Source organism: Nocardioides marmoraquaticus (assembly GCF_054777915.1).
In genome coordinates this window covers 64,069-85,706 of the sequence record NZ_BAAHAA010000007.1, presented here as the reverse complement: position 1 = coordinate 85,706, position 21,638 = coordinate 64,069, and the positions used below count along the sequence as shown (strand labels likewise).

Here is a 21,638-nt window from a genome sequence, read left to right as displayed (position 1 = left end):
ACGCCGACCCACGGAGCCGACATGACCCGACGCACGACCACCACCCGGGGGGCGGCGCTCGCCTCCGCACTGGTGCTGGCGACGACCCTGGCCGGCTGCGGCAATGGCGACGCGACGGAGCCCGGCGGCTCGCAGACCGAGGCCTCACCGAGCGCGGACGTCGAGGTCGACGACGACCTGCTCGCCCGGCCGCGGCAGGGCGTGGTGCTCGCGGGCACCGACAGCGAGGTCAGCTGGCGCTTCCCCGCGAGCTACGACGCCACCGGCCCGCAGCGGGCCGAGAGCCGGGAGGGCGACGCGCTGCTCACGACGTCGGTGGGCGCCAAGCAGGGCGCCGACCTCGCCGAGGAGATCGAGTCGCTGCGCACCGGGCTGGTGCCCGGCACCGAGGCCGACGTCGAGGAGGAGTCGGTCGGCGGCAAGGACGTCACCTTCCTCACCGTCGGCACCGACGACGAGACCCTGCGGATCGCGCTCTTCCAGCCGGAGGTCGCCGACACGACGTACGCCGTCTTCCTCCGCGCCGCGCTGCCCCTGGCCGAGGTGCCCGACGAGCGGCTCGAGGAGCTCCGGCAGATGGTCGGCTCCGTCGAGGTCGAGGCGACCGACGGCTGAGGCGTCCCGACGCACGATCGGGGAGGATCCTCCGCACCAGGTGCGGCGGATCCTCCCCGATCGAGGGTGATGCGGGTCAGCGGTCCTGCAGGGTTTCGAGGCGCTAGCTCAGCCTCGGGCGCTCAAGATCTCCCGCATGAGGCGCGCGGTCTCGGACGGCGTCTTGCCGACCTTGACGCCGACCGCCTCGAGCGCCTCCTTCTTGGCCTGCGCGGTGCCCGAGGAGCCGGAGACGATGGCGCCGGCGTGGCCCATGGTCTTGCCCTCCGGGGCGGTGAACCCGGCGACGTAGCCGACGACCGGCTTGGTCACGTGGTCCTTGATGTACGCCGCCGCGCGCTCCTCGGCGTCGCCGCCGATCTCGCCGATCATCACGATGGCCTCGGTCTCCGGGTCGTCCTCGAAGGCCTGCAGCGCGTCGATGTGGGTGGTGCCGATGACCGGGTCGCCGCCGATGCCGATGGCCGTCGAGAAGCCGAAGTCCTTCAGCTCGAACATCATCTGGTAAGTCAGCGTGCCCGACTTGGAGACGAGGCCGATGGGGCCCTTGCCGGCGATGGTGTGCGGCGTGATGCCGGCCAGCGACTCCTCCGGGGTGATGATCCCCGGGCAGTTGGGCCCGATCATGCGGGTCGACTTGCCCTCGAGGTAGGCGAAGACCTCGGCGGAGTCCTGCACGGGCACGCCCTCGGTGATGACGACGAGCAGGTCGATGCCGGCGTCGATGGCCTCGATGCAGGCGTCCTTGGTGAACGCCGGGGGCACGAAGACGACCGACACGTCGGCGCCGGTCTCCTTCATGGCCTCCGCCACGCTGCCGAAGACCGGCAGCTCCTGGCCGCCCAGCTCGACGGAAGTGCCCGCCTTGCGGGCGTTGACGCCGCCGACGATGTTGCTGCCGGCCTCGACCATGAGGGTGGTGTGCTTGGAGCCCATGCCACCGGTCATGCCCTGGACGATGATCTTGGAGTTCTTGTCGAGGTAGATAGACACAGTCGTGGGCCCTTACGTGTTCGCCAGCTCGGCGGCCTTGTCGGCCGCGCCGTCCATGGTGTCGACCTGCGTGACGAGCGGGTGGTCCAGCTCGTCGAGGATCGCGCGGCCCTTGTCGACGTTGTTGCCGTCGAGCCGCACCACCAAGGGCTTCGTCGCGGCGTCGCCGAGGATCTCCAGGGCGCCCTTGATGCCGTTGGCGACCTCGTCGCAGGCGGTGATGCCGCCGAAGACGTTGACGAAGACGCTCTTGACCTGCTCGTCGCCGAGGATGACGTCGAGGCCGTCGGCCATCACCTGGGCGTTGGCGCCGCCGCCGATGTCGAGGAAGTTGGCCGGGGTGACCCCGCCGTGCTTCTCGCCGGCGTAGGCGACCACGTCGAGGGTCGACATGACCAGACCGGCTCCGTTGCCGATGATGCCGACGGCACCGTCGAGCTTGACGTAGTTGAGGCCCTTGTCCTTGGCCTTCGACTCCAGGGCGTCGGCCTCCTCGCGGATCTCGAACGACGCGTGGTCCTCGTGGCGGAAGTCTGCGTTGTCGTCGAGCGACACCTTGCCGTCGAGCGCCTCGAGCTTGTCGCCCTCGAGCCGCGCCAGCGGGTTGACCTCGACCAGTGTGGCGTCCTCCTCGACGAAGACGGTCCACAGCTGCTGGACCATCTCGATCGCCTGGTCGCGCAGCTCGGCCGGGAAGCCGGCCTCGTCGACGATCGACTCGGCCTTGGCCGCGTCGACGCCGGTGGCCGCCGAGATCGGGATCTGCTTGACGGCGTCGGGGTTGGTCTTGGCGACCTCCTCGATCTCCACGCCGCCCTCGACCGAGGCGATGCACAGGTAGGACCGGTTGGAGCGGTCGAGCAGGAAGGAGAAGTAGTACTCCTCCACCGGCGGGGTGGCCGGGGTGACCATGACGCGGTTGACCGGGAGGTCCTTGATGGTCAGCGCGAGGATGTCGGTCGCGTGCTGGAACGCCTCGTCAGCGGTCTTGGCGATCTTGACGCCGCCCGCCTTGCCGCGACCGCCCGCCTTGACCTGGGCCTTGACCACCGTCACGCCGCCGAGCTCCTCGGCGGCCGCCTTGGCCTCCTCGGCGGTCTCGACGGTCTTGCCGAGCGTCACCGCCACACCATGCTTGGCGAAGAGCTCCTTCGCCTGGTACTCCATCAGGTCCACGGACGACCGCTCCTCGTGATCTCTCGGGTGCTGGTGCGCCGCGTGCTGCACGGGAGGCAGCCCGGCGCCTCGCCGACCATAGACCTGATTCGCCGGCTACTGCACCGTAGGGTCGCGACGTGAGGGCCATCGAGACGCAGGTCACGTCCACCGCGGTCCCCGTCGGCGTCGCGCCGGTGACCCTCGCGGTCGCCGAGCACGGCGATCGCGACGCCGACGTCCACGTGCTCCTGCTGCACGGCTTCCCCGACGACCGCACGATGTGGGACCCCGTGGTCGCGACGCTGCCGGACGCCTGGCACGTCGTCACCGTCGACAACCGCGGGGCCGGCCGCTCGTCGCGGCCGCGCGAGCGGGCGGCGTACGACCTCGGGCTGCTGGTGGAGGACGTCGCGGCCGTGGTCGAGGCGACCGTGCCGGCCGGACGGCGGGTGCACCTCGTCGGCCACGACTGGGGCTCGATCATCGGGTGGGAGGTGGTGGCCGCCGCGACCCGCGATCCCCGCCTGCAGGGCCGGCTGGCCTCGTGGACCTCGGTCAGCGGTCCCCCGCTCGACCACGTGGGCACGCTCCTGTCGACGTGGCGGGGCCGGCTGCGGATGCTGCCGCAGGTGCTGCACAGCACCTACGCCCTGGTGTTCTGCCTCCCGGGCCTGCCCCGGCTCGTAGCGCGCCGCGGCATGGGGCTGTCGCGACGCGTCTTCGAGCGCATCGACCCCACCTCGCACCTGCTGCCCTGGGGGCCCGAGGTGCAGGCCAACGTCGACCCCGCCGTGCAGCTGTACGGCGCCAACCTCGCCCGCGTCGGCCGACCCCGCGCGTGGCGCACCTCGCTGCCGGTGCAGGTCGTCGTGGCCACCCGCGACGGCTACATCCGGCCCCGCTCGCTGGTGCACCTCGAGGCGCGCTGCCGCGACCTGACCCGCGTCGAGCTCGACCAGGGCCACTGGGTGCCGCGGGCGGCACCCGACCAGCTCGCCGCGCTGGTACGCCGCTTCGTCGAGCGGCAGGAGGAGCGGGCGGCGTAGCCCCGGGTCAGGCCTGGAGCGCCTGCTCCTGCTCGGCGACCCAGCCGGTGATCTCGCCGGTGGTCGCACCCGGGGTGAAGATGCGCTGCACCCCCATCTCGGCCAGCGGGGCGAGGTCCTCGTCGGGGACGATGCCGCCGCCGAAGACGACGACGTCGGTGGCGTCGCGCTCCGCGAGCAGCTCGGTGACGCGGCGGAACAACGTCATGTGGGCGCCCGAGAGCACCGAGAGGCCGATCATGTCGGCGTCCTCCTGCAGCGCCGTCTCGACGATCTGCTCGGGGGTCTGGTGCAGGCCCGTGTAGACGACCTCGTGACCGGCGTCGCGCAGCGCGCGGGCGACGACCTTCGCCCCGCGGTCGTGCCCGTCGAGTCCCGGTTTGGCCACCACGATGCGCAGCATGCGAGTGACCCTATCCCCCTGCGGTGCGGGGCTGCGCGGCGTACCGTGAGCAACGCCACAGGGCACGGCGGACGCCCAGGCGTGGCCCCGCAGGCACCCCGACATGGGGCCCATGGGTGCGCAACCGAATTTGCCTCACCGGCGGCCGCGGCTATCGTCGGCTGTCGGTCAGGTGGGGTCGTGTACCCACCCGACCCGATCCGACACCCGACCAGGACGGCCCATCCATGGCACAGCACCGCGCCGCACGCCGAGTCGTGCGCCACCGCGGGCCGGTGACCCCCGGCCGTCGCGTCGCCCCACCGACCGACGCGCGTCGTACCGGCAGCGCGCTGCTCGGCCGCCCGCTGCGGGCCGTCCCCAGCCTCGTCGGCGTCGCCGTCCTCGCCGTCGCGGGCACCGGCGCCGTGCACACCTCCGGCGACGCCCTCGCGGCGGGCGTCGGCACGGCGACCGCCGACATCGGCTCCGCCACCAGCAGCCAGGACGTCGTCACCGACCTCGGCGACCGCCGGGCCGCCGTCAGCCGCGACTCCGCCCGCCAGGCCCTCGAGGACGCCGCCGACGCCGAGCTGGTCCAGGCCGCCGAGGAGCAGGCCGAGGAGCGCAACGCCGAGCTCAAGTCGCTCGCCCGCGCCACCGAGGCCCGCGCCGGCGAGCTCGCCAAGAACGTCTGGACCCTCCCGACGAGCAGCTACCGGCTGACGGCCCGCTTCGGCATGTCCGGGAGCATGTGGTCGAGCAACCACACCGGCCTCGACTTCGCCGCCCCCTCCGGCACCCCGATCGTCTCGATCGCGGCCGGCACGGTCACCGAGACCGGCTGGGCCGGCGCCTACGGCAACCGCACGATCGTCACGCTCGAGGACGGCACCGAGGTCTGGTACTGCCACCAGACCGCCGTCGGCGTCAAGGCCGGCCAGACCGTGAGCTCGGGCCAGACCATCGGCTCGGTCGGCTCGACCGGCAACTCCACCGGCCCCCACCTCCACCTCGAGGTGCGCCCCGGCGGCGGCGACCCCGTCGACCCGTACGCCGCTCTGCAGGCGCACGGCGTCACCCCCTGACGCTCCCGCTCGGGCCCGGTCAGGAAGCAGTTGAGCGCCGTGGCTCCCGCTGCTCCGCTCCCTGAGGTGCGAGCGGAGCGAGCCGCTCCGCTCCCTGAGGTGCGAGCGGGGCGAGCCTCGAAGGGCGCCGCCCCTTCGTGACACCCCGCTCGTCCCTCGCGGGGCTCCTCAGGGAGCGGGACGGCCGACGCTCCCTGAGGTGCGAGCGGAGCGAGCCTCGAAGGGCGCCGCCCCTTCGTGACACCCCGCTCGTCCCTCGCGGGGCTCCTCAGGGAGCGGGACGGCCGACGCTCCCTGAGGTGCGAGCGGAGCGAGCCTCGAAGGGCGCCGCCCCTTCGTGACACCCCGCTCGTCCCTCGCGGGGCTCCTCAGGGAGCGGGACGGCCGACGGTCCCTGAGGTGCGAGCGGAGCGGGCCTCGAGGGGCGCCGGGCCCTACAGCTTCTCGACCGGGGCGTAGCGGAGCAGCAGCCGCTTGACGCCGTCGGCGCCGAAGTCGATCGAGGCGACGGCGTTGTCGGTGCCGGCGCCCTCGACGGCGACGACGGTGCCGAGGCCGAAGGAGTCGTGCTGCACGCGGTCGCCGGGGTCGAGGGCCGGGATGGGCCGGCTGGCCTTGGCCTTGACCGCGGCGTCGCGCCGTGCGGTGGCGGCACCGAAGCGCTGCTGCGGGCGAGAGGCGTACCCCAGCTGCGGCCGGCTCCACGAGGTCATCTCGTCGGCGGTGCGGCGCCAGTCGACGAGGCCGACGGGCAGCTCGTCGACGAAGCGCGAGGCGGGGTTGTGCTGCGGGGCGCCCCAGGCGGAGCGGACCACGGCCCGGGAGACGTAGAGGCGCTCGCGGGCGCGGGTGAGCCCGACGTAGGCGAGCCGACGCTCCTCCTCCAGCTCCGGCTTGTCGCCGAGCGAGCGGCTGTGGGGGAAGACGCCGTCCTCGAGCCCGGTGAGGAAGACGACCGGGAACTCCAGGCCCTTGGCGGTGTGCAGCGTCATCAGGGTGACGACGCCGGGGTCGGGCGGTGCGGTCGGGTCGTCGGCGGGGGCGTCGGGGATCTGGTCGGAGTCGGCGACCAGCGCGACCCGCTCGAGGAAGTCGCTCAGCCCGGGCGGGCCCGCCTCCCCCGCCTCGACGGCGGCCGGGTCGGCCGAGGGCCCCACCTGCGGGTCGTCGGCGAACTCGCGGGCGACGGCGACGAGCTCGGCGAGGTTCTCCACGCGGGTCTCGTCCTGCGGGTCCTCGGAGGCCTCGAGCTCCTGCAGGTAGCCCGAGCGGGTCAGCGCCTGCTCGAGCACGACGTCGACGCGCTCGTCGGCCTCGACCATCTGCTGCAGCTGCTCGACGACCTCGACGAACCCGCGGATGGCGTTGAGCGAGCGGCTGGCGATGCCGGGGGCGTCCTCGGCGCGCTGCAGCGCCTCCCAGAAGGTGATCCGGTCGCGGGCGGCCAGCGCCTCGACGCAGGCCTCGGCGCGCTCGCCGATGCCGCGCTTGGGCGTGTTGAGGATGCGGCGCAGCGACACGCTGTCGGCCGGGTTGGCGAGCACCCGCAGGTAGGCGATCGCGTCACGCACCTCGCGGCGCTCGTAGAAGCGGACGCCGCCGACCACCCGGTATGGCAGCCCCACCCGGATGAAGACCTCCTCGAAGACCCGCGACTGCGCGTTGGTGCGGTAGAAGACCGCGACGTCGCCCGAGCGCACCCCGTGCTCGTCGGTGAGCTTGTCGATCTCCTCGGCCACGAAGCGGGCCTCGTCGCGCTCGTCGTCGCCGACGTAGCCGACGACCTGGGCACCTTGGCCAGCGTCGGTCCAGAGGTTCTTGGGGGTGCGGCCCTCGTTGCGGCCGATGACGGCGTTGGCGGCGGTGAGGATGGTCTGGGTCGAGCGGTAGTTCTGCTCGAGCAGCACCGTGCGGGCGTCGGGGAAGTCGGCCTCGAAGTCGTTGATGTTGCGGATGTTGGCGCCTCGGAAGGCGTAGATCGACTGGTCGGCGTCACCGACCACCATCAGCTCGGCGGGCGGGGCGTCCTCGACGTCGGTGCCCTCGAGGTCGGCGCCGCACAGCTCGTGGACCAGGGCGTACTGCGCGTGGTTGGTGTCCTGGTACTCGTCGACGAGCACGTGGCGGAAGCGGCGCCGCCAGTGCTGGCGCACGTCGGGAAACGCCCGGAACAGGTGCACCGTGGTGGTGAGCAGGTCGTCGAAGTCCATCGCGTTGGCCTGGCGCAACCGGCGCTGGTAGTCGTCGTACGCCGCGGCGTAGGTGCGCTCCTGGTCGTTCTCCGCCATCGACGCGGCGTCGTCGGGGTCGCGCAGCTCGTTCTTCTGGGTGCTGACCCAGTTGAGCACCGAGCGCGGCGGGAAGCGCTTGGCGTCGAGCTCCTGGTCGCGGCACACCAGCGTCATCAGCCGCTTGGAGTCGGCGGCGTCGTAGATGGTGAACGACGACTTGAAGCCCAGCTTGTCGGCCTCGCGCCGCAGGATGCGCACGCACGCGGAGTGGAAGGTGCTGACCCACATGATGCGGGCCCGGGCGCCGACGAGCTCCTCGACGCGCTCGCGCATCTCGGCGGCCGCCTTGTTGGTGAAGGTGATGGCGAGGATCGAGCCGGGGTGGGCGCCGCGCTGCGAGACCAGCCACGCGATGCGCCGGGTCAGCACGCGGGTCTTGCCCGAGCCGGCCCCGGCGACCACCAGCAGCGGCGGGCCCTCGTGGACGACGGCCTCGCGCTGCGGCTCGTTGAGTCCGTCGAGCAGCTCGTCGCGGGACGGGCCGCGGCGACGGGCCGGGCGCTCCCCCTCCGGTGCGTCGTCGGCGGGCGTGGCGGCAGGGGCGGGCGCGGTCATGCCGGGGAGCGGGAACTGCATCGTCATCTCCCGGCCAGCCTAGGTGCCGGGTCCGTCAATACCGAGCCCGGCGCTGGGCCCGGGGTGGGAGCATCGTCGGCGTGGGGACGCACGGGGGCAGCCGCAACGCGGTGGTCACGCTCGTGAGCGTGCTCGTGGTGATGGGGCTCGCCGTCTTCGTGCCCGGCCTCGTGCCCGACGCGCTCAAGCCGGCCCTCACCGACCCGGTGGTGCAGCTGCCCGCACCCGAGGCGGGCGAGGCGGCCGACACCCCGGTCATGCGCACCGCCGACGGCGGCACCTACCGCTTCTCCACCACCCAGCCCGGGCGCCCGCGCCAGCCCGTCACCTACCGGCCCTGCGACGTGGTCGAGGTGGAGGTCAACCTGCGCGGGGCGCCCGACCCCGAGGCCGACCTGCGGATGGTGCTCGACGGGCTCGAGCGGATCAACCAGGCCAGCGGGCTGCAGCTGCGCTACGTCGGGGCGAGCGAGCGGCGTCCGTCGTGGGACCGCGGTCGCTTCGAGGTCTCCGCCGAGGAGCTCGCCGACCCGGATCCCGTGCTGGTCACGTTCGCCGACGCCAGCGAGGTGAGCCAGCTCGAGGGACAGGTCGCGGGCATCGCCGGCAGCGTGGTGGTCGGCGAGGGCCGCGAGCGGCGCTACCTCACCGGGCAGGTCACCCTCGACACCGACACCCTCCTCGAGCTCGCCCAGCGCCGCGACGGGGCCGACGTCGCGGCCGCGATCACGTTGCACGAGCTCGGCCACCTCGTCGGCCTCGACCACGTCGAGGACCCCGACGAGCTGATGTACGCCGTCACCACCGACCAGCGCGACCTCGGCCCGGGCGACCGCGAGGGCCTGCGTCGGCTCGGTCAGGGTCGCTGCGACTGAGCCGTCGTACGCCGCTCAGGCGCGCTCGCGCACCGTGCGGAGCTGGCGGTGGGTCGCGCCGACGAGACGCGGACCGGACAGGCGGTCCTCGAGCCGGCGGGCGTTGCGCTTGAGCGGCTGCGCGAGGTACTCCCCGAGGATCACGCCGGCCGACAGCGCGATCGTGGTGGCCGCGGCGGTGGTGAGCTGCAGGATGCCGAGGGTGTTGCCGTCGCTCATCAACGACAGCCCGCGGAACAGTGCCAGCCCGGGGAGCAGCGGCACCAGCGCAGGGACCACCACGACGAGCGGCGGCACCCGCACCCGACCGGCCACGACGAAGCTGAGGACGCCGATGACGACGGCCGCCGTCGCGGCGGCCCAGGGCTGCGCGTCGCTCGGCTGCAGGATCGTCAGGTAGGCCACGTGTCCCGCCAACGTGCTCGCGGCGATGGCCGGCAGCGCGCGCCACGGGGCGTAGCAGGTGAGCGCGAAGGCGCAGGCGGCCACGATGGCCCCGACCAGGACCAGGGGCGGTGCCGCCAGGTCGATCCGGCCCGGGCGCACGCCGTACAGGCTCACCCCGAGCGGGGGGCCCAGGGCGAGGCCTGCCGAGACCCCGGCGATGAGGCCGGCGGTGGCGAGCAGCGCCTCGATGCTGCGGGCGGCGGCCGTGAGGTAGAAGCCGGTCAGGGCGTCCTGGACCGCTCCGAGGAAGCCGATGCCGGCCAGCAGCATGACGACGTTGGCGGTGATGACCAGCGAGGTGCTGACGCCGACGTCGAAGAAGCGCGCGGCGACCGCGTCGGTGACCAGGGCCAGCAGTGTCGCGACGAAGCCGCCCGCCGCCTGCTGGTAGAACATCGGCCACCGCTCGCGCGCGAGGTAGCGCATCAGCACGGTCAGCGAGGTGCCGGCCACCGTCGCGACGGCCACGACGAGCGCGTCGCCGTCCAGGATCAGCGAGACGGCGCCGCCCACCACCCCGGCCACGAGGGTCGCGGCCCAGCCGGGCAGGTTGTGACCGGCGCTGTTGATCCAGGCGATCCGGCGCCGGGCCTCGACGACGTCGACGCGGTCGTTGAGCAGGTCGTTGACCAGGCCCTGGACCTTGGTCAGGTCGTCGTAGTCGAGGTCGCGGGCCACCACCGTGCGCGAGAGCAGCAGCGGCGGCTCGTCGGTGTCGAGTTGGTGGCCGAGACGCAGCGCGGTGAAGGTGACGTCGACGTCGACCTGGCGCAGCCCGCCGTGCTCGGTGATGGCGAGCATCGTCGCCGTCACGTCGGCGGCGCCGGCCCCGGAGGAGAGCAGGATCTCCCCCACGCGCAGCGCCAGGTCCAGCACGCGGTACGCCTCCCGCACGTCACTCACGCCGGACATTGTGCGGCCCGCGGGGCCGTGGCGGGAAACTTGCTGGTGACGCGCGACAGGCGGGCGCCCGCCGTCAGATCCAGCCCATCCGGCGGGCGGTCGCGACGGCCTCGTGACGGTTGACCGCCCCCAGCTTGGAGGCCGCGCTCGAGAGGTAGTTGCGCACCGTGCCGGGCGACAGGTGGACCCGGCCGGCGATGGTCTCGACCGGGGCGCCGTCGCCCGCGGCCTCCAGCACGTCGGCCTCGCGGGGGGTCAGCGGCGAGTCACCTGCCCCGATGGCCTCGGCCGCGAGCTCGGGGTCGACGTGCCGGCCGCCCGCGTGCAGCGTGCGCACGACCTGGGCGAGCGTCTGGGCGGAGGTCGTCTTGGGCAGGAAGCCGCGCACGCCCACCGAGAGCGCGCGCTTGAGGTGGCCCGGGCGACCGTGGCTGGTGACGACGAGCAGCGCGGTGCCGGGCAGCTCGCGGTGCAGCAGCTCGGCCACCTCGAGGCCGTCGCGGCCGGGCATCTGCAGGTCGAGCACCGCGACGTCGGGCCGGTGCAGCCGGGCCGCGTCGACCGCCTGGTCGCCGGTCTCGGCCTCGGCCACGACCTCGAGGTCGTCCTCGAGGTCGAGCAGCTGCGCGAGGGCCCCGCGGATGAGGTTCTCGTCGTCGGCCAGCAGCACCCGGATCCGGGTCTCGCTCACGTCTCCTCCTGTCGGGTGGGGCGGGCCTCGCCGAGGTGGACGGCGACGCGGAAGCCCGAACCGGTCGGGCCGGCCTGCAGCCGCGCCCCCAGCGGTGCCAGCGCCTCGGCGAGCGACGCGAGCCCGGAGCCGTCGCCGGACGCGGGCCGGGGGCTGCCGTCGTCGACGACGCTCACGACGTCGCCGTCGCGGGTGATCCCGACGGAGGTGGCGTCGGAGTGCCGCAGCACGTTGGTGACGGCCTCGCGCACCACGCGCGCCACGGGCTCGTGCCAGGCCTCCGGCAGCCCGTCGAGGTCGGCGCGCGCCTCGATGCCCGCCGAGCGGAGCAGCGACACCGCCCCGTCGAGCTCGGTGGCGAGGTCGAGCGGGCGGTAGCCGCGGGCGAGCTCGCGCGCCTCGCGCAGCGCGTCGTGGGCACTGGCGCGGACCTCGAGCGTCTTGTCCTCTGCGCGCGGGTCGCCGCGGCGCACGAGCGTGGCGGCGAGCTCGGCCTGCACGGCGATGGTCGACAGGTGCCGACCGAGGACGTCGTGGACGTCGCGCGAGAAGCGCAGGCGCTCCTCGGCGACCGCCAACGCCGCCTGGGTGCCGCGGGCCCGGTCGAGCTCGGTGACGATGCGCATCAGCCACAGCGACGAGGCGACGGTGAAGCCGAAGAACAGCGAGATGCCGGCGCCGTACAGGAACAGCGCGACGTGGCCGGAGGCGACCCAGGTCGCGACGCCGGCGGCGAGGCCGACGCCCACGAGCACCCGCTGGTCGCGGTAGGCACCGGCGAGCCAGCCCGCCGCGCCGCCGCCGAGGATCACCAGCGAGAGCCCCGTCTGCGTGCCGACCGTGGTGCCCCAGACGGCCAGCGCCGCGGTCGTCACGAGCAGGACGGCGAGCGCGCCGGCACCCTGGGGCAGTGCCAGGCCGCGGCCGCCGTCGACCGCGGTGCGCATCCCCTGGGTGACGGCGAGGCCGAGCACGACGGTGGCGGCGACCACGAGCAGCACCGGCACCGTCGCGCCCAGGCGCGCCCCGGCGGCCAGCGCCCCCATCACGAGCAGGAACCACGCGATGACCTGCAGCGAGCCGACGGTGTAGAGGCGCACCTGCTCGACGTCGGAGCGGCTGGCCCACCGGGCGAGGCCCGGCAGCACGTGGCTGCGGGGCCTCGACCGCGGAGCGGTCCCGTCGTCGGTGGTCGCCACGCTCCCGATCATGTCAGGGCGCCGGCTCGCAGGAGGGGTGCTCACGTCCGCGGCTCCCAGCGCAGCGAGCGCCGGGCGAGCGTCACGGCCAGCGCGGTCCAGGCGACGAGCACGAGCAGGGGCTCGCCCGCGGCGACCCAGGTGTCGACGAAGCCCTGGCCGGTGGCGGCGCCGGGACCGTCCTGGCCGAACCACCCGAGCCGGACCAGCAGGTCGACGGCCGCACCGGGGGTGAGGTCGACGTAGCGCGACCACGAGGCCGGCAGCGCGGGGCCGGTGAGTCCGACCAGGGCGAGGGCGATGACGGGACCGCTGGTCAGCTGCGCCGACTCGGCCGTCGCGGTCCAGGCGGCGGTCCAGAACGCGAAGGCCGCGAAGGTCGTGATCGCGAGCAGCACGGCCACGAGGAGCAGCAGCGGGTTGCCGGGCAGCGGGAGCCCGAGAGCGGCCGCGACGCCGATCGAGAGCACCATCACCGCCAAGGTGACCACGGTGCCCGGCAGCGCCATCGACACGAGCAGCTCGCGGTCGCGGATCTCGCCCGTGCGCAGCCGCTTGAGCACCAGCTCGTCGCGCCGGGTCACGAACATCGACAGCACGTTGTAGTACGCCGGGAAGACGAGCGCGAGCAGCAGCACCGAGGACAGCACGCCGGCCGACGGGTCGATGTTGGCGTCCTGGCCCCCGCGCGTGCCGACCACGAGCAGCACCAGCGGCAGCACGGGCATCAAGAAGGCGTAGAGCAACGTGGTGCGGTTGCGCAGCATCAGGGTCCAGTTGGTGCGGCCCAGCAGCGTGGTGCGGCGGACCGAGGCGGTCGTCGAGCTCATCAGGGTGTCCTCCGGACGGGTCGTCGTGGTGGTCGGGGTCGCCGCGCTCATCGGGCGTCGGCCAGGTCGAGGAAGACCGACTCGAGGCTGGCCGTGCGGGCCGAGAGCCGGTCGAGCCGGACGCCTCGCCGCTCCGCGTCGACCAACAGAGCGGTGAGCGCCGGCTGCAGCTCGGCGACGCGCAGCACGGTGAGCTCGCCGTCGTACGACGCCTCCCCCGCGGGCAGCGCGAGCTCGGTGGTCGGCGTGCGGAAGCTGATCTGGGACGGGGCTGAGCCGACGATCTCGGCGACGGTGCCCTCCACCGCGATCTCGCCGGCCCGCATGATCGAGACGCGGTCGGCGAGCGCCTCGGCCTCGTCGAGGTAGTGGGTGGTGACCAGGACGGTGGCGCCCTGTTCGCGCAGCTCTCGCACCAACGTCCACACCTTCCGGCGGCTCTCGGGGTCGAGGCCGGTCGTGGGCTCGTCGAGCACCACCAGCTCGGGTCGGCCGGCCAGGGTGCACGCCAGGTCGACGCGGCGGTGCTCACCCCCGGACAGGCCGCGCATCCGGGTCTCGCTCTTGTCGCCCAGGTCGAGCAGCTCGACCAGCTCGTCGACCGGGCGGGGGTCGGTGACCGTGGCCGACCACATCTCGAGCGTCTCGCGCACGGTGAGGTCGCCCACGAAGCCGCTGCGCTGCAGCAGCACGCCCGTGCGTCGCCGCACGGCGACCCGGTCGGCGACCGGGTCGAGCCCGAGCACCCGCACCTCGCCCGCGGTCGCCGGCGCCAGGCCCTCGACGACCTCGAGGGTCGAGGTCTTGCCGGCGCCGTTGACGCCGAGCAGTGCGTGCACGGTGCCGCGGGCGACGTCGAGGTCGATGCCGCGGACCGCCTCGAAGGCGTCGGTGCCGCTGCCGTAGGTGCGGCGCAGGCCGCGGACCTGCACGGCGGGGCCGTCGGGGTCGCGGGTCGTCAGCCGGGTGGTCTCGTGGCGGGTCGTCTGGTCCATGCCCCCAGCCTCGTCGCCACCGGGCCGCCGCGGCAGTGCGTGGTGTCACCGCCCCGTGTGCGTCGTCCACGGGTCGGCTGTGACATCTGTCAGGCGCGGGCCAGGCTCAGGTGCCGGGCAGGCGGTCGGTCTGCTCCACCTCGGCCCGCAGCCGCGCCGCGAGGTCGGCGTCGAAGGCACCGACAGGGGCCTGCCAGCCCCAGTTGCCGTCGCGGGTGCCGGGGGTGTTCATCCGTGCCTCGGAGCCCAGGCCGAGCAGGTCCTGCGCGGGCACGACCGCGAGGCGGGCCGTCGACTCCAGCGCGAGCCGCACCAGCGCCCACGGCTGGTCGCCGGGGGCCAGTGCGCGCACCCGGTCGCGGGTGGCCTCGTCGACCTGCGCCCACCAGCCCGCCGTGGTGTCGTTGTCGTGGGTGCCGGTGTAGACGACGCTGTCGGTGCCGGTGGCCCGGGGCAGGTGGGTGTTGTGCTCGTCGCCGTCGAAGGCGAACTGCAGCACCTTCATGCCGGGCAGCCCGGCGCGCTCGCGCAGCGCGTCGACCTCGGCGGTGATGACGCCGAGGTCCTCCGCGACGAGGGTGCCCTCCCCGGCCGTCGCCACCAGCGCCTGGAGCACGGCGTCGCCGGGACCGTCGACCCAGTGGCCCTCGCGAGCGGTCGCCGCCTCGACCGGCACGTGCCAGGCGGCCTGGAAGCCGCGGAAGTGGTCGATGCGCACCAGGTCGAACAGCGCCCGCTGCCGGGCGATCCGACCGCGCCACCACGCGTGGTCGTCGGCGGCCATCCGGTCCCAGGCGTAGTGCGGGTTGTTCCAGCGCTGCCCGTCGATGGCGAAGTAGTCGGGCGGCACACCGGTGACCGTGGTCGGCCGGCCCTCGGCGTCGAGCTCGAACGCCTCGCGGTCGGCCCACACGTCGCAGGAGTCGGGTGCCACGAAGATCGGCAGGTCGCCGAAGAGCAGCACGCCGCGGCTGGCGGCGTACGCCGTCAGCGCCCGCCACTGCTCGTCGAAGACCCACTGCTCGAGCCGCACCGCGGCGACGCGGTCGGCGTGCGGCGCCAGCACCTCCGCGACGCGCTCGGGGTCGCGGTCGCGCAGGCCGGGCTCCCAGTCGAGCCAGTCGGCGCCGTCCTGGAGCGCGCGCAGCACGGTGAACTCGGCGTACGCGTCGAGCCAGCCGGCCTGCTCGGCGCACCACGCGTCGTGCTGGGCGCGCTGGGCGTCGTCGAGGTCGGCCAGGCGCTCGAGGCCGCCGTCACGGCGGGCCGCGGCGTCGATGAGGTCGGGGTTGCCCGCCATGGCCGACAGCGCGTTGTACGGCGAGCGCTCGTCCTCGTGGACGGGCACGAGCGGGAGCACCTGCCACACCGAGCACCCGGCGTCGGCCAGGAAGTCGACGAAGTCGTGCGCGCTGCGTCCGAGGTCGCCCCCCGGGAGCGAGGTGAGGTGGAGCAGGACCCCGGCCCTGCGGACGGACAGCGGGCCGGCGGTCGTCGACATGGGCCCAGGCTAGGGCGCGGCGCCGGGCTCCCCCGCGGACACCCGCCTGGTGACGCGCGCCACAGAAGTTGCACCATTGCCCTCCTGAGTGCAATTCTGCACTTCGTGTCCGAGAGTGCAACGACGACCCGCGTGCAGCGCAACGCCGCCACCGTGCGGCGCATCGTCGCCGAGGCCCGTCGGCTCACGGTCGAGCAGGGGCTCGACGGCTTCACGATGGACGACCTCGCGGCCGCCACCGGCGTCTCGCGCCGCACGCTGTTCAACCACGTCGCCGGCAAGGACGACGCCGTGATCGGGCCGCTGCCCGAGATCCCCACCGACGCCCTGGCGACCTTCGTCGCGGGCGGACCGCACGGCGACCTCGTCGACGACCTCGTGGCGCTGGCCGTGGGCGTCATCGGCGAGAGCCCCGAGACGCCCGAGGAGGTCGCCGCCGGACGCGCCGCCCTCGACGCCAGCCCCCGGCTGCACCAGCTCTCCACCCGCCGCCTGCACGACCTCGTCGAGGAGAGTGTCGACCTCGTCGCCCAGCGCGAGGGGGCGGCGTACGACCGGGAGCGCCTCGACGTGACGGTCGCCCTGCTGCTCGCCTGCGTCGACCTCGCCATGTCGAGGTACCTCACCGGCAGGTACGGCGACGACCTCGGCGAGGTGCTGCTGCGCACCGTCGCCACCGCCCGCGACCTGCTCTCCCCCGCTTCCTGACCCGCCCGCCCCACCTCACGACAGGACCTCCATGGCTTCCCTGCTCTACCGCATCGGCTCCTTCTCGTTCCGGCGCTGGCCCGTGGTCGTGGCCGCGTGGCTGGTCGCGATCATCGCCGCGGGGGTGCTCGCCGGGTCGGTGGCCAAGCCCTTCGTCAACAGCTTCAGCATCCCGGGCATCGACTCGCTCGAGACCCAGACCACGCAGCAGGAGCTCTTCCCGGGCACCCCCGACGCGCAGGACCAGGCCACGGCCAACGTGGTCGTCGAGGCGCCGGAGGGCCGGACGCTGCGCGACCCCGAGGTCGCGGCCCAGGTCGACGCGCTCGTCGCGCAGCTGCGAGAGCTGCCCCAGCTGCCCGACGACGTCCCCATCGCCAACCCGGCGCAGACGGCGCAGGCCCAGTTCCGGGCGGCGGTGCAGGGCGCCACCGAGGCCGGCCAGCCCCGCCAGGTCGCGGAGGCCAACGCCCGCGAGCTGCTGCCGCTGAGCGAGGACGGCCGCGTCGGCGTCATCACCTGGGACTTTGACGTCGCCTCCCCCGCCGACGTCGAGCAGAGCACCCGCGACCAGCTGCTCGACGACCTCGAGCAGGCCCGTGACGGCGGGCTGAGCGCCGAGGTCAACGGCACCGGCATGCAGGCGGTGCCCAGTGTGGGCGGCCCCGCCGAGGCCACCGGCATCGCCGTCGCCGCCGTGGTGCTCGTCATCACCTTCGGCTCGCTCGTCGCCGCCGGCCTGCCGATCCTCGTCGGGCTCATCGGCGTGGGCCTCGGCGTCACCGGCATCCTGGCGACCACGGCGCTGGTCGACATGAACAGCACCACGCTGATCCTCGCGGTGATGATCGGCCTGGCGGTCGGCATCGACTACACGCTCTTCATCCTGTCGCGCTACCGCGCCGAGCTGCGGCGTACCGGGGCGACCACTGCCGAGGAGCGTCGCCACGCGGCCGCCCGCGCCGTCGGCACGGCCGGCTCCGCGGTCGTCTTCGCGGGCCTGACCGTCATCATCGCGCTGGGCTTCCTCGTCATCGCCGGCGTGCCGTTCCTGACCACGATGGGCCTCGCCGCGGCCGGCACCGTGCTCGTCGCCGTGCTGGTGGCCCTCACGCTGCTGCCGGCCGTGCTCGGCCTGCTCGGCCGACGCGCCTTCGGCGGGCAGGTGCGCACCCGCGAGGACAAGGTCGACGACCAGGGCCTCGCGGACAACAACGGCACCCGGTGGGCACGGCTCGTCGGCCGCAGGCCGTGGGCCGTCGTGCTCGTCGTCGTGGTCGCGCTCGGTGCCCTGGCGCTGCCCGCCCGCGCGGTGCAGCTGACCCTGCCGGTCGATGCGACGGCGGCGTCCGACACCACCCAGCGCAAGGCCTCCGACATCATCGGCGAGGCCTTCGGTCCCGGCCGCGAGGCGCCCCTCGTCGTCGTGGTCGACTCGCGCGACCTGCCGGCCCAGCCGCAGCAGCGCCAGCTCGCCCTCGGCGGCGTGGTGCAGTGGGCCTCCGGCCTCGACGACGTGCGCAACGCCCAGGTGGTCCAGGTCAACGACGACCTCAGCGGTGCCGTCGTGCTCGTCACGCCTCGCTCGGGCCCCTCGTCGCAGGCGACCCTCGACCTGCTGCAGACGCTGCGTGACGACCAGCGCGGCGTCGAGCAGCAGACCGGCACGACGCTCGGCGTCACCGGCCAGACCGCGATCCAGACCGACGTCTCCGACCGGCTCGGCGAGGCCCTGCCGATCTACCTGGCCGTCGTCGTGGGCCTGGCGTTCCTGCTGCTGATGCTCGTCTTCCGCTCGCTGCTGGTGCCCGTGACCGCCACCCTGGGCTTCCTGCTCTCGGTGCTGGCGACCCTCGGCGCGACCGTCGCGATCTTCCAGGAGGGCACGTTCGGGCTCGTCGAGGGCCAGCCGCTGGTGAGCTTCGCCCCGATCGTCGTCATCGGCATCGTCTTCGGCCTGGCGATGGACTACCAGGTGTTCCTGGTCAGCCGGATGCGCGAGGCACACGTGCACGGCATGTCGGCGCGCGAGGCCGTCGTCGACGGGTTCCGCAACTCGGCACGGGTCGTGACCGCGGCCGCGACCATCATGATCTCGGTCTTCGGCGCCTTCATCCTCGAGCACGACCCGCTCATCCAGTCGATCGGCTTCGCGCTCGCCGCGGCGGTGTTCCTCGACGCCTTCGTCGTGCGCATGGCGCTCGTCCCGGCGCTGATGTACCTGCTGGGCGAGCGGGCCTGGTGGCTGCCGCGCTGGCTCGACCGCCTCCTGCCCGAGCTCGACGTCGAGGGCGAGAAGCTCGCGGTCGACCCGCCGCGCACCGAGCGGCCGGGCAAGCACCGCGCGGAGCCGGTCCGGGCCTGACGGCACCGAAGGTCCAGACCGAGTTTTGGCACCGGGCCCGGTCGGTCTACTGTCCTCCCAGCCCCGGTGCCACCGGGGCCGACCTGCGCGCCCCGCCGAATCCTGTCCACGCGCCGGTCCACCACCGGCACCACATCCGGGCAGGAGCGGGGGAACCACTTCCCCGGGCGCACCGCGACAGCGGTCGTCCTCTGGGGTGAAGCCACGCGAGTGGCCGGGCTCCTCGGCCCGAACCCGACAGCTAACTCCGCAGGCGCGACGGAGGACCCCACCATGCGCAAGCTCGTCGTGTCGCTGCTCGCTGCCCTGGCAGTCGTGCTGCCCGCCCTCGCGATCACCACCCCCGCCCAGGCCGCCACCGCGGTCGCCACCTCGTCCGCGTCTCCCGAGGGCACCGAGCCCACGGAGCAGGAGCAGGCCGCTGCCGAGAAGGCTGCTGCTGACAAGGCTGCTGCCGCCCAGCAGAAGGCGGCCAAGGAGAAGGCCGCGAAGAAGAAGGCCGCCGCCCAGAAGGCCGCCAAGGCCCGCGCCGCCAAGAAGCGCGCCGCCAAGAAGCGCGCCGCCAAGCGTCAGGCGCAGGTGCGGGTGTGGAACCGCCTCGCGCACTGCGAGTCGACCAGCCGCTGGGCCGTCAACACCGGCAACGGCTACTACGGCGGGCTCCAGATCAGCCCCGGCACCTGGCGCGCCTTCGGCGGCCAGCGCTTCGCCGGCCTCCCGCACCGCGCCACCAAGTCCGAGCAGATCACGGTCGGCAAGCGCATCAAGGCCGGCCAGGGCTGGGGCGCCTGGCCCTCCTGCTCGCGCCGCCTCGGCCTGCGCTGACCCCACTCCCCCCGCCGAGAAGTCACTCCCTGACCGGCGAGAAGTCACTCCCTGACCCGCGAGAAGTCACTGCCTGACCGGCGAGAAGTCACTGCCTGTCAGGCCAGAGGCCAGGGACTGACCCCTCGACCGCCAGGCACTGACACCTCGACCGTCAGGGACTGACCCCTCGACCGTCAGGCACTGACCCCTCGACCGTCAGGGACTGACCCCTCGACCGTCAGGGACTGACCCCTCGGCGGGGAGGGGGGTCAGCCGCGGGCGGCGCCGTAGCCCAGCAGGGCGGCGAGGCCCAGGGCGCTGCGGGGGGCCCAGCCGGTGCGCCACAGGCCGCCGTGGGCGGCGGCGTACGCCTCGTCGCGCCACGGCTCGTCGTGACGTGGCCCGCCGTCGGTGTGCAGGTCGTGCACCAGCAGCGCCGCCATCAGCACGTGCGAGGTGGCGGGCTCGAAGACCTCGACGCCGAACCGGTGCGCCCCGGCGTACGCCGCCGCCAGCGCTCGGTTCTTGACGACCGAGCGGGTGCGCGTCGGCGGGGCGACGTTCATCGAGACCAGCGTGCCGTCGTGGCGCGCAGCGGTGGCGCGCCAGCGCTGCAGCCGCTTGGCCAGGGCGTAGTTGGGGCCCTGCTGCGGGACCAGCGAGTCGTTGACGCCGGGGTCGGCGCCGGCGACGTACTGGCGCTGCAGCAGCCGGCCGCCCGAGAGCGTGCGCAGCGGGCGCCCCAGCAGCTTGGCGCGGCCGGAGCGGCCCTCGTAGGCGCGGGTCGAGTGCTCGACGGCCTCGCCGGGGACGACGAAGACGTCGGTCGGGGTGGCCAGGAACGCCAGGCCCGTGCCGGGCCGCTCCTGCACCAGCCGCCGCGCGAGCTCGTCGACCGCGACGCTGACGCGGGTGTTGATCGCGCCGTCGGCGTAGACGTAGTTGCCCAGGACCAGCTCGCCCGGCTGCTCGAGCAGCCAGGCCGCCGCACCGGGCACCTCCTGGAGCAGGTCGAGCCCGGCGGTGCGCTCGACGGGTCCCTCGCCGCGCACCGGCACGAGCACGGTGCCCGCCCCCCGTCGTGCGGTGGCCAGCACCCGCTCCCAGAGCTCGGGACGGTCGGCCAGGTCGACGCCTGCGACACGGGCGCCCCACCGCACCAGCGAGGGCAGCGGGCCCATCTCGGAGCCCGCGCCGAGCACCGCGACGGTGCGACCCTCGAGCCGCAGCCAGTCGGGATTCGAGACGACGGCGTCGACCGCGGTCGCGACGCTCGGCTCGACGACGCCGTCGGCCACCCACGCGTCGACCCGTCGGCGCAGCGCGTCGCCGCGCAGGCGCTCGCCGCGGTAGGGCAGCACCAGCTCGGTCACCGGCTCGGCGGTGCCGTGCACCTCCTCCGTGGCGGCCGGGCCGCCGCCGAGGTCGTCGGGCCAGGCTGCGAGCTCGACGTCGCCGTCGGGCGTGGCGACCCGCATCCGCTCGTGCAGCGAGGCCAGGCCGTCCTGCGCGACGGTCGTCCAGGCTCCCGGCGCGACGAGGCCCGCCTCGACGAGGCGGCGCAGGTGGGCGAGGTAGCCCGAGCGCCACGACGGCTCCGCGGCGGCTGCGGCCGACCCTGCCGGATCGGCGGTGCGCAGGGCGTCGGCGACCACCGCCCGGCCCAGTGCGGAGGTGCTGCGTCGCCCCTCGTCGTCGGCCGGGAAGACCAGGCCCTGGGGTGCTCGCTCGTCGCTCACGCGGCCATCCTGCCGGACCGGGGCGAGGGTCAGGCCGGGCCCCAGTGCTCCCCGAGCAGACCCTGCGCCTCGGCGAGGCTGAGCCCGCGGCGCCGCGCGAGGGCGGCGTACGACGCTGCGGCCGCGGCCGCCTCCGCGTCGGTCGGGGCGGCGTCGCCGACGAAGGTGCCCTTGCGCCCCTCGGTGCGTACGACGCCGTCGGCCTCGAGCTCGCGGTAGGCGCGGGCGACCGTGCCCGCCGCGAGGCCGAGCCGCACGGCGAGGCCGCGGACCGTCGGCATCCGGGTGCCGACGGGCAGCACGCCGTCGGCGACGGCGGCCGCGAGCGATCGGCGTACCTGCTCGTAGGGCGCGACCTCGCCTCCCGGGTCGGGGGCGAGGTCGGCCAGCACCTGCTCGAGCGGGTCGGGGGCGCCGGTCACGCGACCG

General features: G+C 74.2%; 19 protein-coding genes and 1 riboswitch. Of the genes, 7 read left to right on the top strand and 12 right to left on the bottom strand.

Annotated elements, in window-relative coordinates:
* Positions 1 to 21: 21 nt before the first annotated feature.
* Entirely contained in the window at positions 22 to 615 is a 594-nt protein-coding gene (locus ACYU8I_RS07310) for a hypothetical protein (RefSeq protein WP_460839020.1), read from the top strand.
* Between the two features lie 108 nt (positions 616 to 723).
* Here the strand turns inward: ACYU8I_RS07310 and sucD are convergent, their stop codons facing one another.
* Positions 724 to 1,608, bottom strand: coding sequence for a succinate--CoA ligase subunit alpha (sucD, locus tag ACYU8I_RS07305; RefSeq protein WP_460839017.1), 885 nt, complete (start codon positions 1,606 to 1,608; stop codon positions 724 to 726).
* 12 nt (positions 1,609 to 1,620) lie between these two features.
* Positions 1,621 to 2,784, bottom strand: a complete 1,164-nt coding sequence (gene sucC, locus ACYU8I_RS07300) for an ADP-forming succinate--CoA ligase subunit beta (RefSeq protein WP_460839016.1) — start codon at positions 2,782 to 2,784, stop codon at positions 1,621 to 1,623.
* Between the two features lie 119 nt (positions 2,785 to 2,903).
* Here sucC and ACYU8I_RS07295 point away from each other — a divergent pair, with 119 nt between their 5' ends.
* Positions 2,904 to 3,812, top strand: coding sequence for an alpha/beta fold hydrolase (locus tag ACYU8I_RS07295; protein WP_460839013.1), 909 nt, complete (start codon positions 2,904 to 2,906; stop codon positions 3,810 to 3,812).
* A gap of 7 nt (positions 3,813 to 3,819) precedes the next feature.
* Here ACYU8I_RS07295 and ACYU8I_RS07290 read toward each other — a convergent pair whose 3' ends face one another.
* Positions 3,820 to 4,215, bottom strand: a complete 396-nt coding sequence (locus tag ACYU8I_RS07290) for a cobalamin B12-binding domain-containing protein (RefSeq protein ID WP_460839010.1) — start codon at positions 4,213 to 4,215, stop codon at positions 3,820 to 3,822.
* Between the two features lie 227 nt (positions 4,216 to 4,442).
* On the opposite strand from ACYU8I_RS07290, the gene ACYU8I_RS07285 reads away from it, so the two are divergent.
* Positions 4,443 to 5,282 (top strand): M23 family metallopeptidase, encoded by an 840-nt coding sequence (locus ACYU8I_RS07285; RefSeq protein WP_460839008.1) that lies wholly within the window; start codon positions 4,443 to 4,445, stop codon positions 5,280 to 5,282.
* Positions 5,283 to 5,716: 434 nt separating this feature from the next.
* Here the strand turns inward: ACYU8I_RS07285 and pcrA are convergent, their stop codons facing one another.
* Entirely contained in the window at positions 5,717 to 8,155 is a 2,439-nt protein-coding gene (gene pcrA, locus ACYU8I_RS07280) for a DNA helicase PcrA (RefSeq protein WP_460839006.1), read from the bottom strand.
* Between the two features lie 74 nt (positions 8,156 to 8,229).
* On the opposite strand from pcrA, the gene ACYU8I_RS07275 reads away from it, so the two are divergent.
* The gene (locus tag ACYU8I_RS07275; protein WP_460839004.1) at positions 8,230 to 9,024 is read left to right on the top strand and encodes a matrixin family metalloprotease; all 795 of its coding nucleotides are present in this window, start codon (positions 8,230 to 8,232) and stop codon (positions 9,022 to 9,024) included.
* A gap of 15 nt (positions 9,025 to 9,039) precedes the next feature.
* On the opposite strand, the gene ACYU8I_RS07270 is transcribed toward ACYU8I_RS07275, so the two are convergent.
* The 6 genes from ACYU8I_RS07270 to malQ all read right to left on the bottom strand — a co-directional run bounded on the left by ACYU8I_RS07270 (position 9,040) and on the right by malQ (position 15,590).
* The gene (locus tag ACYU8I_RS07270; RefSeq protein WP_460839002.1) at positions 9,040 to 10,383 is read right to left on the bottom strand and encodes a threonine/serine exporter family protein; all 1,344 of its coding nucleotides are present in this window, start codon (positions 10,381 to 10,383) and stop codon (positions 9,040 to 9,042) included.
* 64 nt (positions 10,384 to 10,447) lie between these two features.
* Entirely contained in the window at positions 10,448 to 11,065 is a 618-nt protein-coding gene (locus ACYU8I_RS07265; protein ID WP_460838999.1) for a response regulator, read from the bottom strand.
* On the bottom strand, positions 11,062 to 12,264 hold the full coding sequence (locus ACYU8I_RS07260; protein ID WP_460838997.1) for a sensor histidine kinase: 1,203 nt from the start codon (positions 12,262 to 12,264) through the stop codon (positions 11,062 to 11,064). Before ACYU8I_RS07260 ends, ACYU8I_RS07265 begins: the two co-directional genes overlap by 4 nt.
* Before the next feature lie 41 nt (positions 12,265 to 12,305).
* Entirely contained in the window at positions 12,306 to 13,094 is a 789-nt protein-coding gene (locus tag ACYU8I_RS07255; RefSeq protein WP_460838994.1) for an ABC transporter permease, read from the bottom strand.
* A gap of 47 nt (positions 13,095 to 13,141) precedes the next feature.
* The gene (locus ACYU8I_RS07250; protein WP_460838992.1) at positions 13,142 to 14,089 is read right to left on the bottom strand and encodes an ABC transporter ATP-binding protein; all 948 of its coding nucleotides are present in this window, start codon (positions 14,087 to 14,089) and stop codon (positions 13,142 to 13,144) included.
* 106 nt (positions 14,090 to 14,195) lie between these two features.
* Positions 14,196 to 15,590, bottom strand: coding sequence for a 4-alpha-glucanotransferase (malQ, locus tag ACYU8I_RS07245; RefSeq protein WP_460838989.1), 1,395 nt, complete (start codon positions 15,588 to 15,590; stop codon positions 14,196 to 14,198).
* 105 nt (positions 15,591 to 15,695) lie between these two features.
* Here malQ and ACYU8I_RS07240 point away from each other — a divergent pair, with 105 nt between their 5' ends.
* The 3 genes from ACYU8I_RS07240 to ACYU8I_RS07230 all read left to right on the top strand — a co-directional run bounded on the left by ACYU8I_RS07240 (position 15,696) and on the right by ACYU8I_RS07230 (position 19,488).
* Positions 15,696 to 16,298 (top strand): TetR/AcrR family transcriptional regulator, encoded by a 603-nt coding sequence (locus ACYU8I_RS07240; RefSeq protein WP_460838987.1) that lies wholly within the window; start codon positions 15,696 to 15,698, stop codon positions 16,296 to 16,298.
* A 31-nt stretch (positions 16,299 to 16,329) separates the two neighbouring features.
* Positions 16,330 to 18,663: an MMPL family transporter gene (locus ACYU8I_RS07235; RefSeq protein ID WP_460838985.1), complete on the top strand. Its 2,334-nt coding sequence runs from the start codon at positions 16,330 to 16,332 to the stop codon at positions 18,661 to 18,663.
* A gap of 130 nt (positions 18,664 to 18,793) precedes the next feature.
* Positions 18,794 to 18,917, top strand: a riboswitch (cyclic di-AMP (ydaO/yuaA leader).
* A gap of 19 nt (positions 18,918 to 18,936) precedes the next feature.
* Complete coding sequence (locus ACYU8I_RS07230; protein WP_460838984.1) at positions 18,937 to 19,488, top strand: transglycosylase family protein; 552 nt, start codon at positions 18,937 to 18,939, stop codon at positions 19,486 to 19,488.
* Positions 19,489 to 19,739: 251 nt separating this feature from the next.
* Here the strand turns inward: ACYU8I_RS07230 and ACYU8I_RS07225 are convergent, their stop codons facing one another.
* A complete protein-coding gene (locus ACYU8I_RS07225) occupies positions 19,740 to 21,209 on the bottom strand; it encodes a hypothetical protein (RefSeq protein WP_460838982.1) in 1,470 nt (489 codons plus the stop codon).
* Positions 21,210 to 21,238: 29 nt separating this feature from the next.
* Positions 21,239 to 21,631: a GntR family transcriptional regulator gene (locus ACYU8I_RS07220; protein WP_460838981.1), complete on the bottom strand. Its 393-nt coding sequence runs from the start codon at positions 21,629 to 21,631 to the stop codon at positions 21,239 to 21,241.
* Between the last annotated feature and the right edge of the window lie 7 nt (positions 21,632 to 21,638).

Bases quoted from the DNA above. Each gene is read 5' to 3' on its own strand.
- ACYU8I_RS07255 (WP_460838994.1), bottom strand. From the start codon at position 13,094: ATGAGCTCGACGACCGCCTCGGTCCGCCGCACCACGCTGCTGGGCCGC.
- ACYU8I_RS07285 (WP_460839008.1), top strand. From the start codon at position 4,443: ATGGCACAGCACCGCGCCGCACGCCGAGTCGTGCGCCACCGCGGGCCG.
- malQ (WP_460838989.1), bottom strand. From the start codon at position 15,590: ATGTCGACGACCGCCGGCCCGCTGTCCGTCCGCAGGGCCGGGGTCCTG.
- ACYU8I_RS07230 (WP_460838984.1), top strand. From the start codon at position 18,937: ATGCGCAAGCTCGTCGTGTCGCTGCTCGCTGCCCTGGCAGTCGTGCTG.
- ACYU8I_RS07270 (WP_460839002.1), bottom strand. From the start codon at position 10,383: ATGTCCGGCGTGAGTGACGTGCGGGAGGCGTACCGCGTGCTGGACCTG.
- ACYU8I_RS07310 (WP_460839020.1), top strand. From the start codon at position 22: ATGACCCGACGCACGACCACCACCCGGGGGGCGGCGCTCGCCTCCGCA.
- ACYU8I_RS07250 (WP_460838992.1), bottom strand. From the start codon at position 14,089: ATGGACCAGACGACCCGCCACGAGACCACCCGGCTGACGACCCGCGAC.
- ACYU8I_RS07290 (WP_460839010.1), bottom strand. From the start codon at position 4,215: ATGCTGCGCATCGTGGTGGCCAAACCGGGACTCGACGGGCACGACCGC.
- ACYU8I_RS07235 (WP_460838985.1), top strand. From the start codon at position 16,330: ATGGCTTCCCTGCTCTACCGCATCGGCTCCTTCTCGTTCCGGCGCTGG.
- pcrA (WP_460839006.1), bottom strand. From the start codon at position 8,155: ATGACGATGCAGTTCCCGCTCCCCGGCATGACCGCGCCCGCCCCTGCC.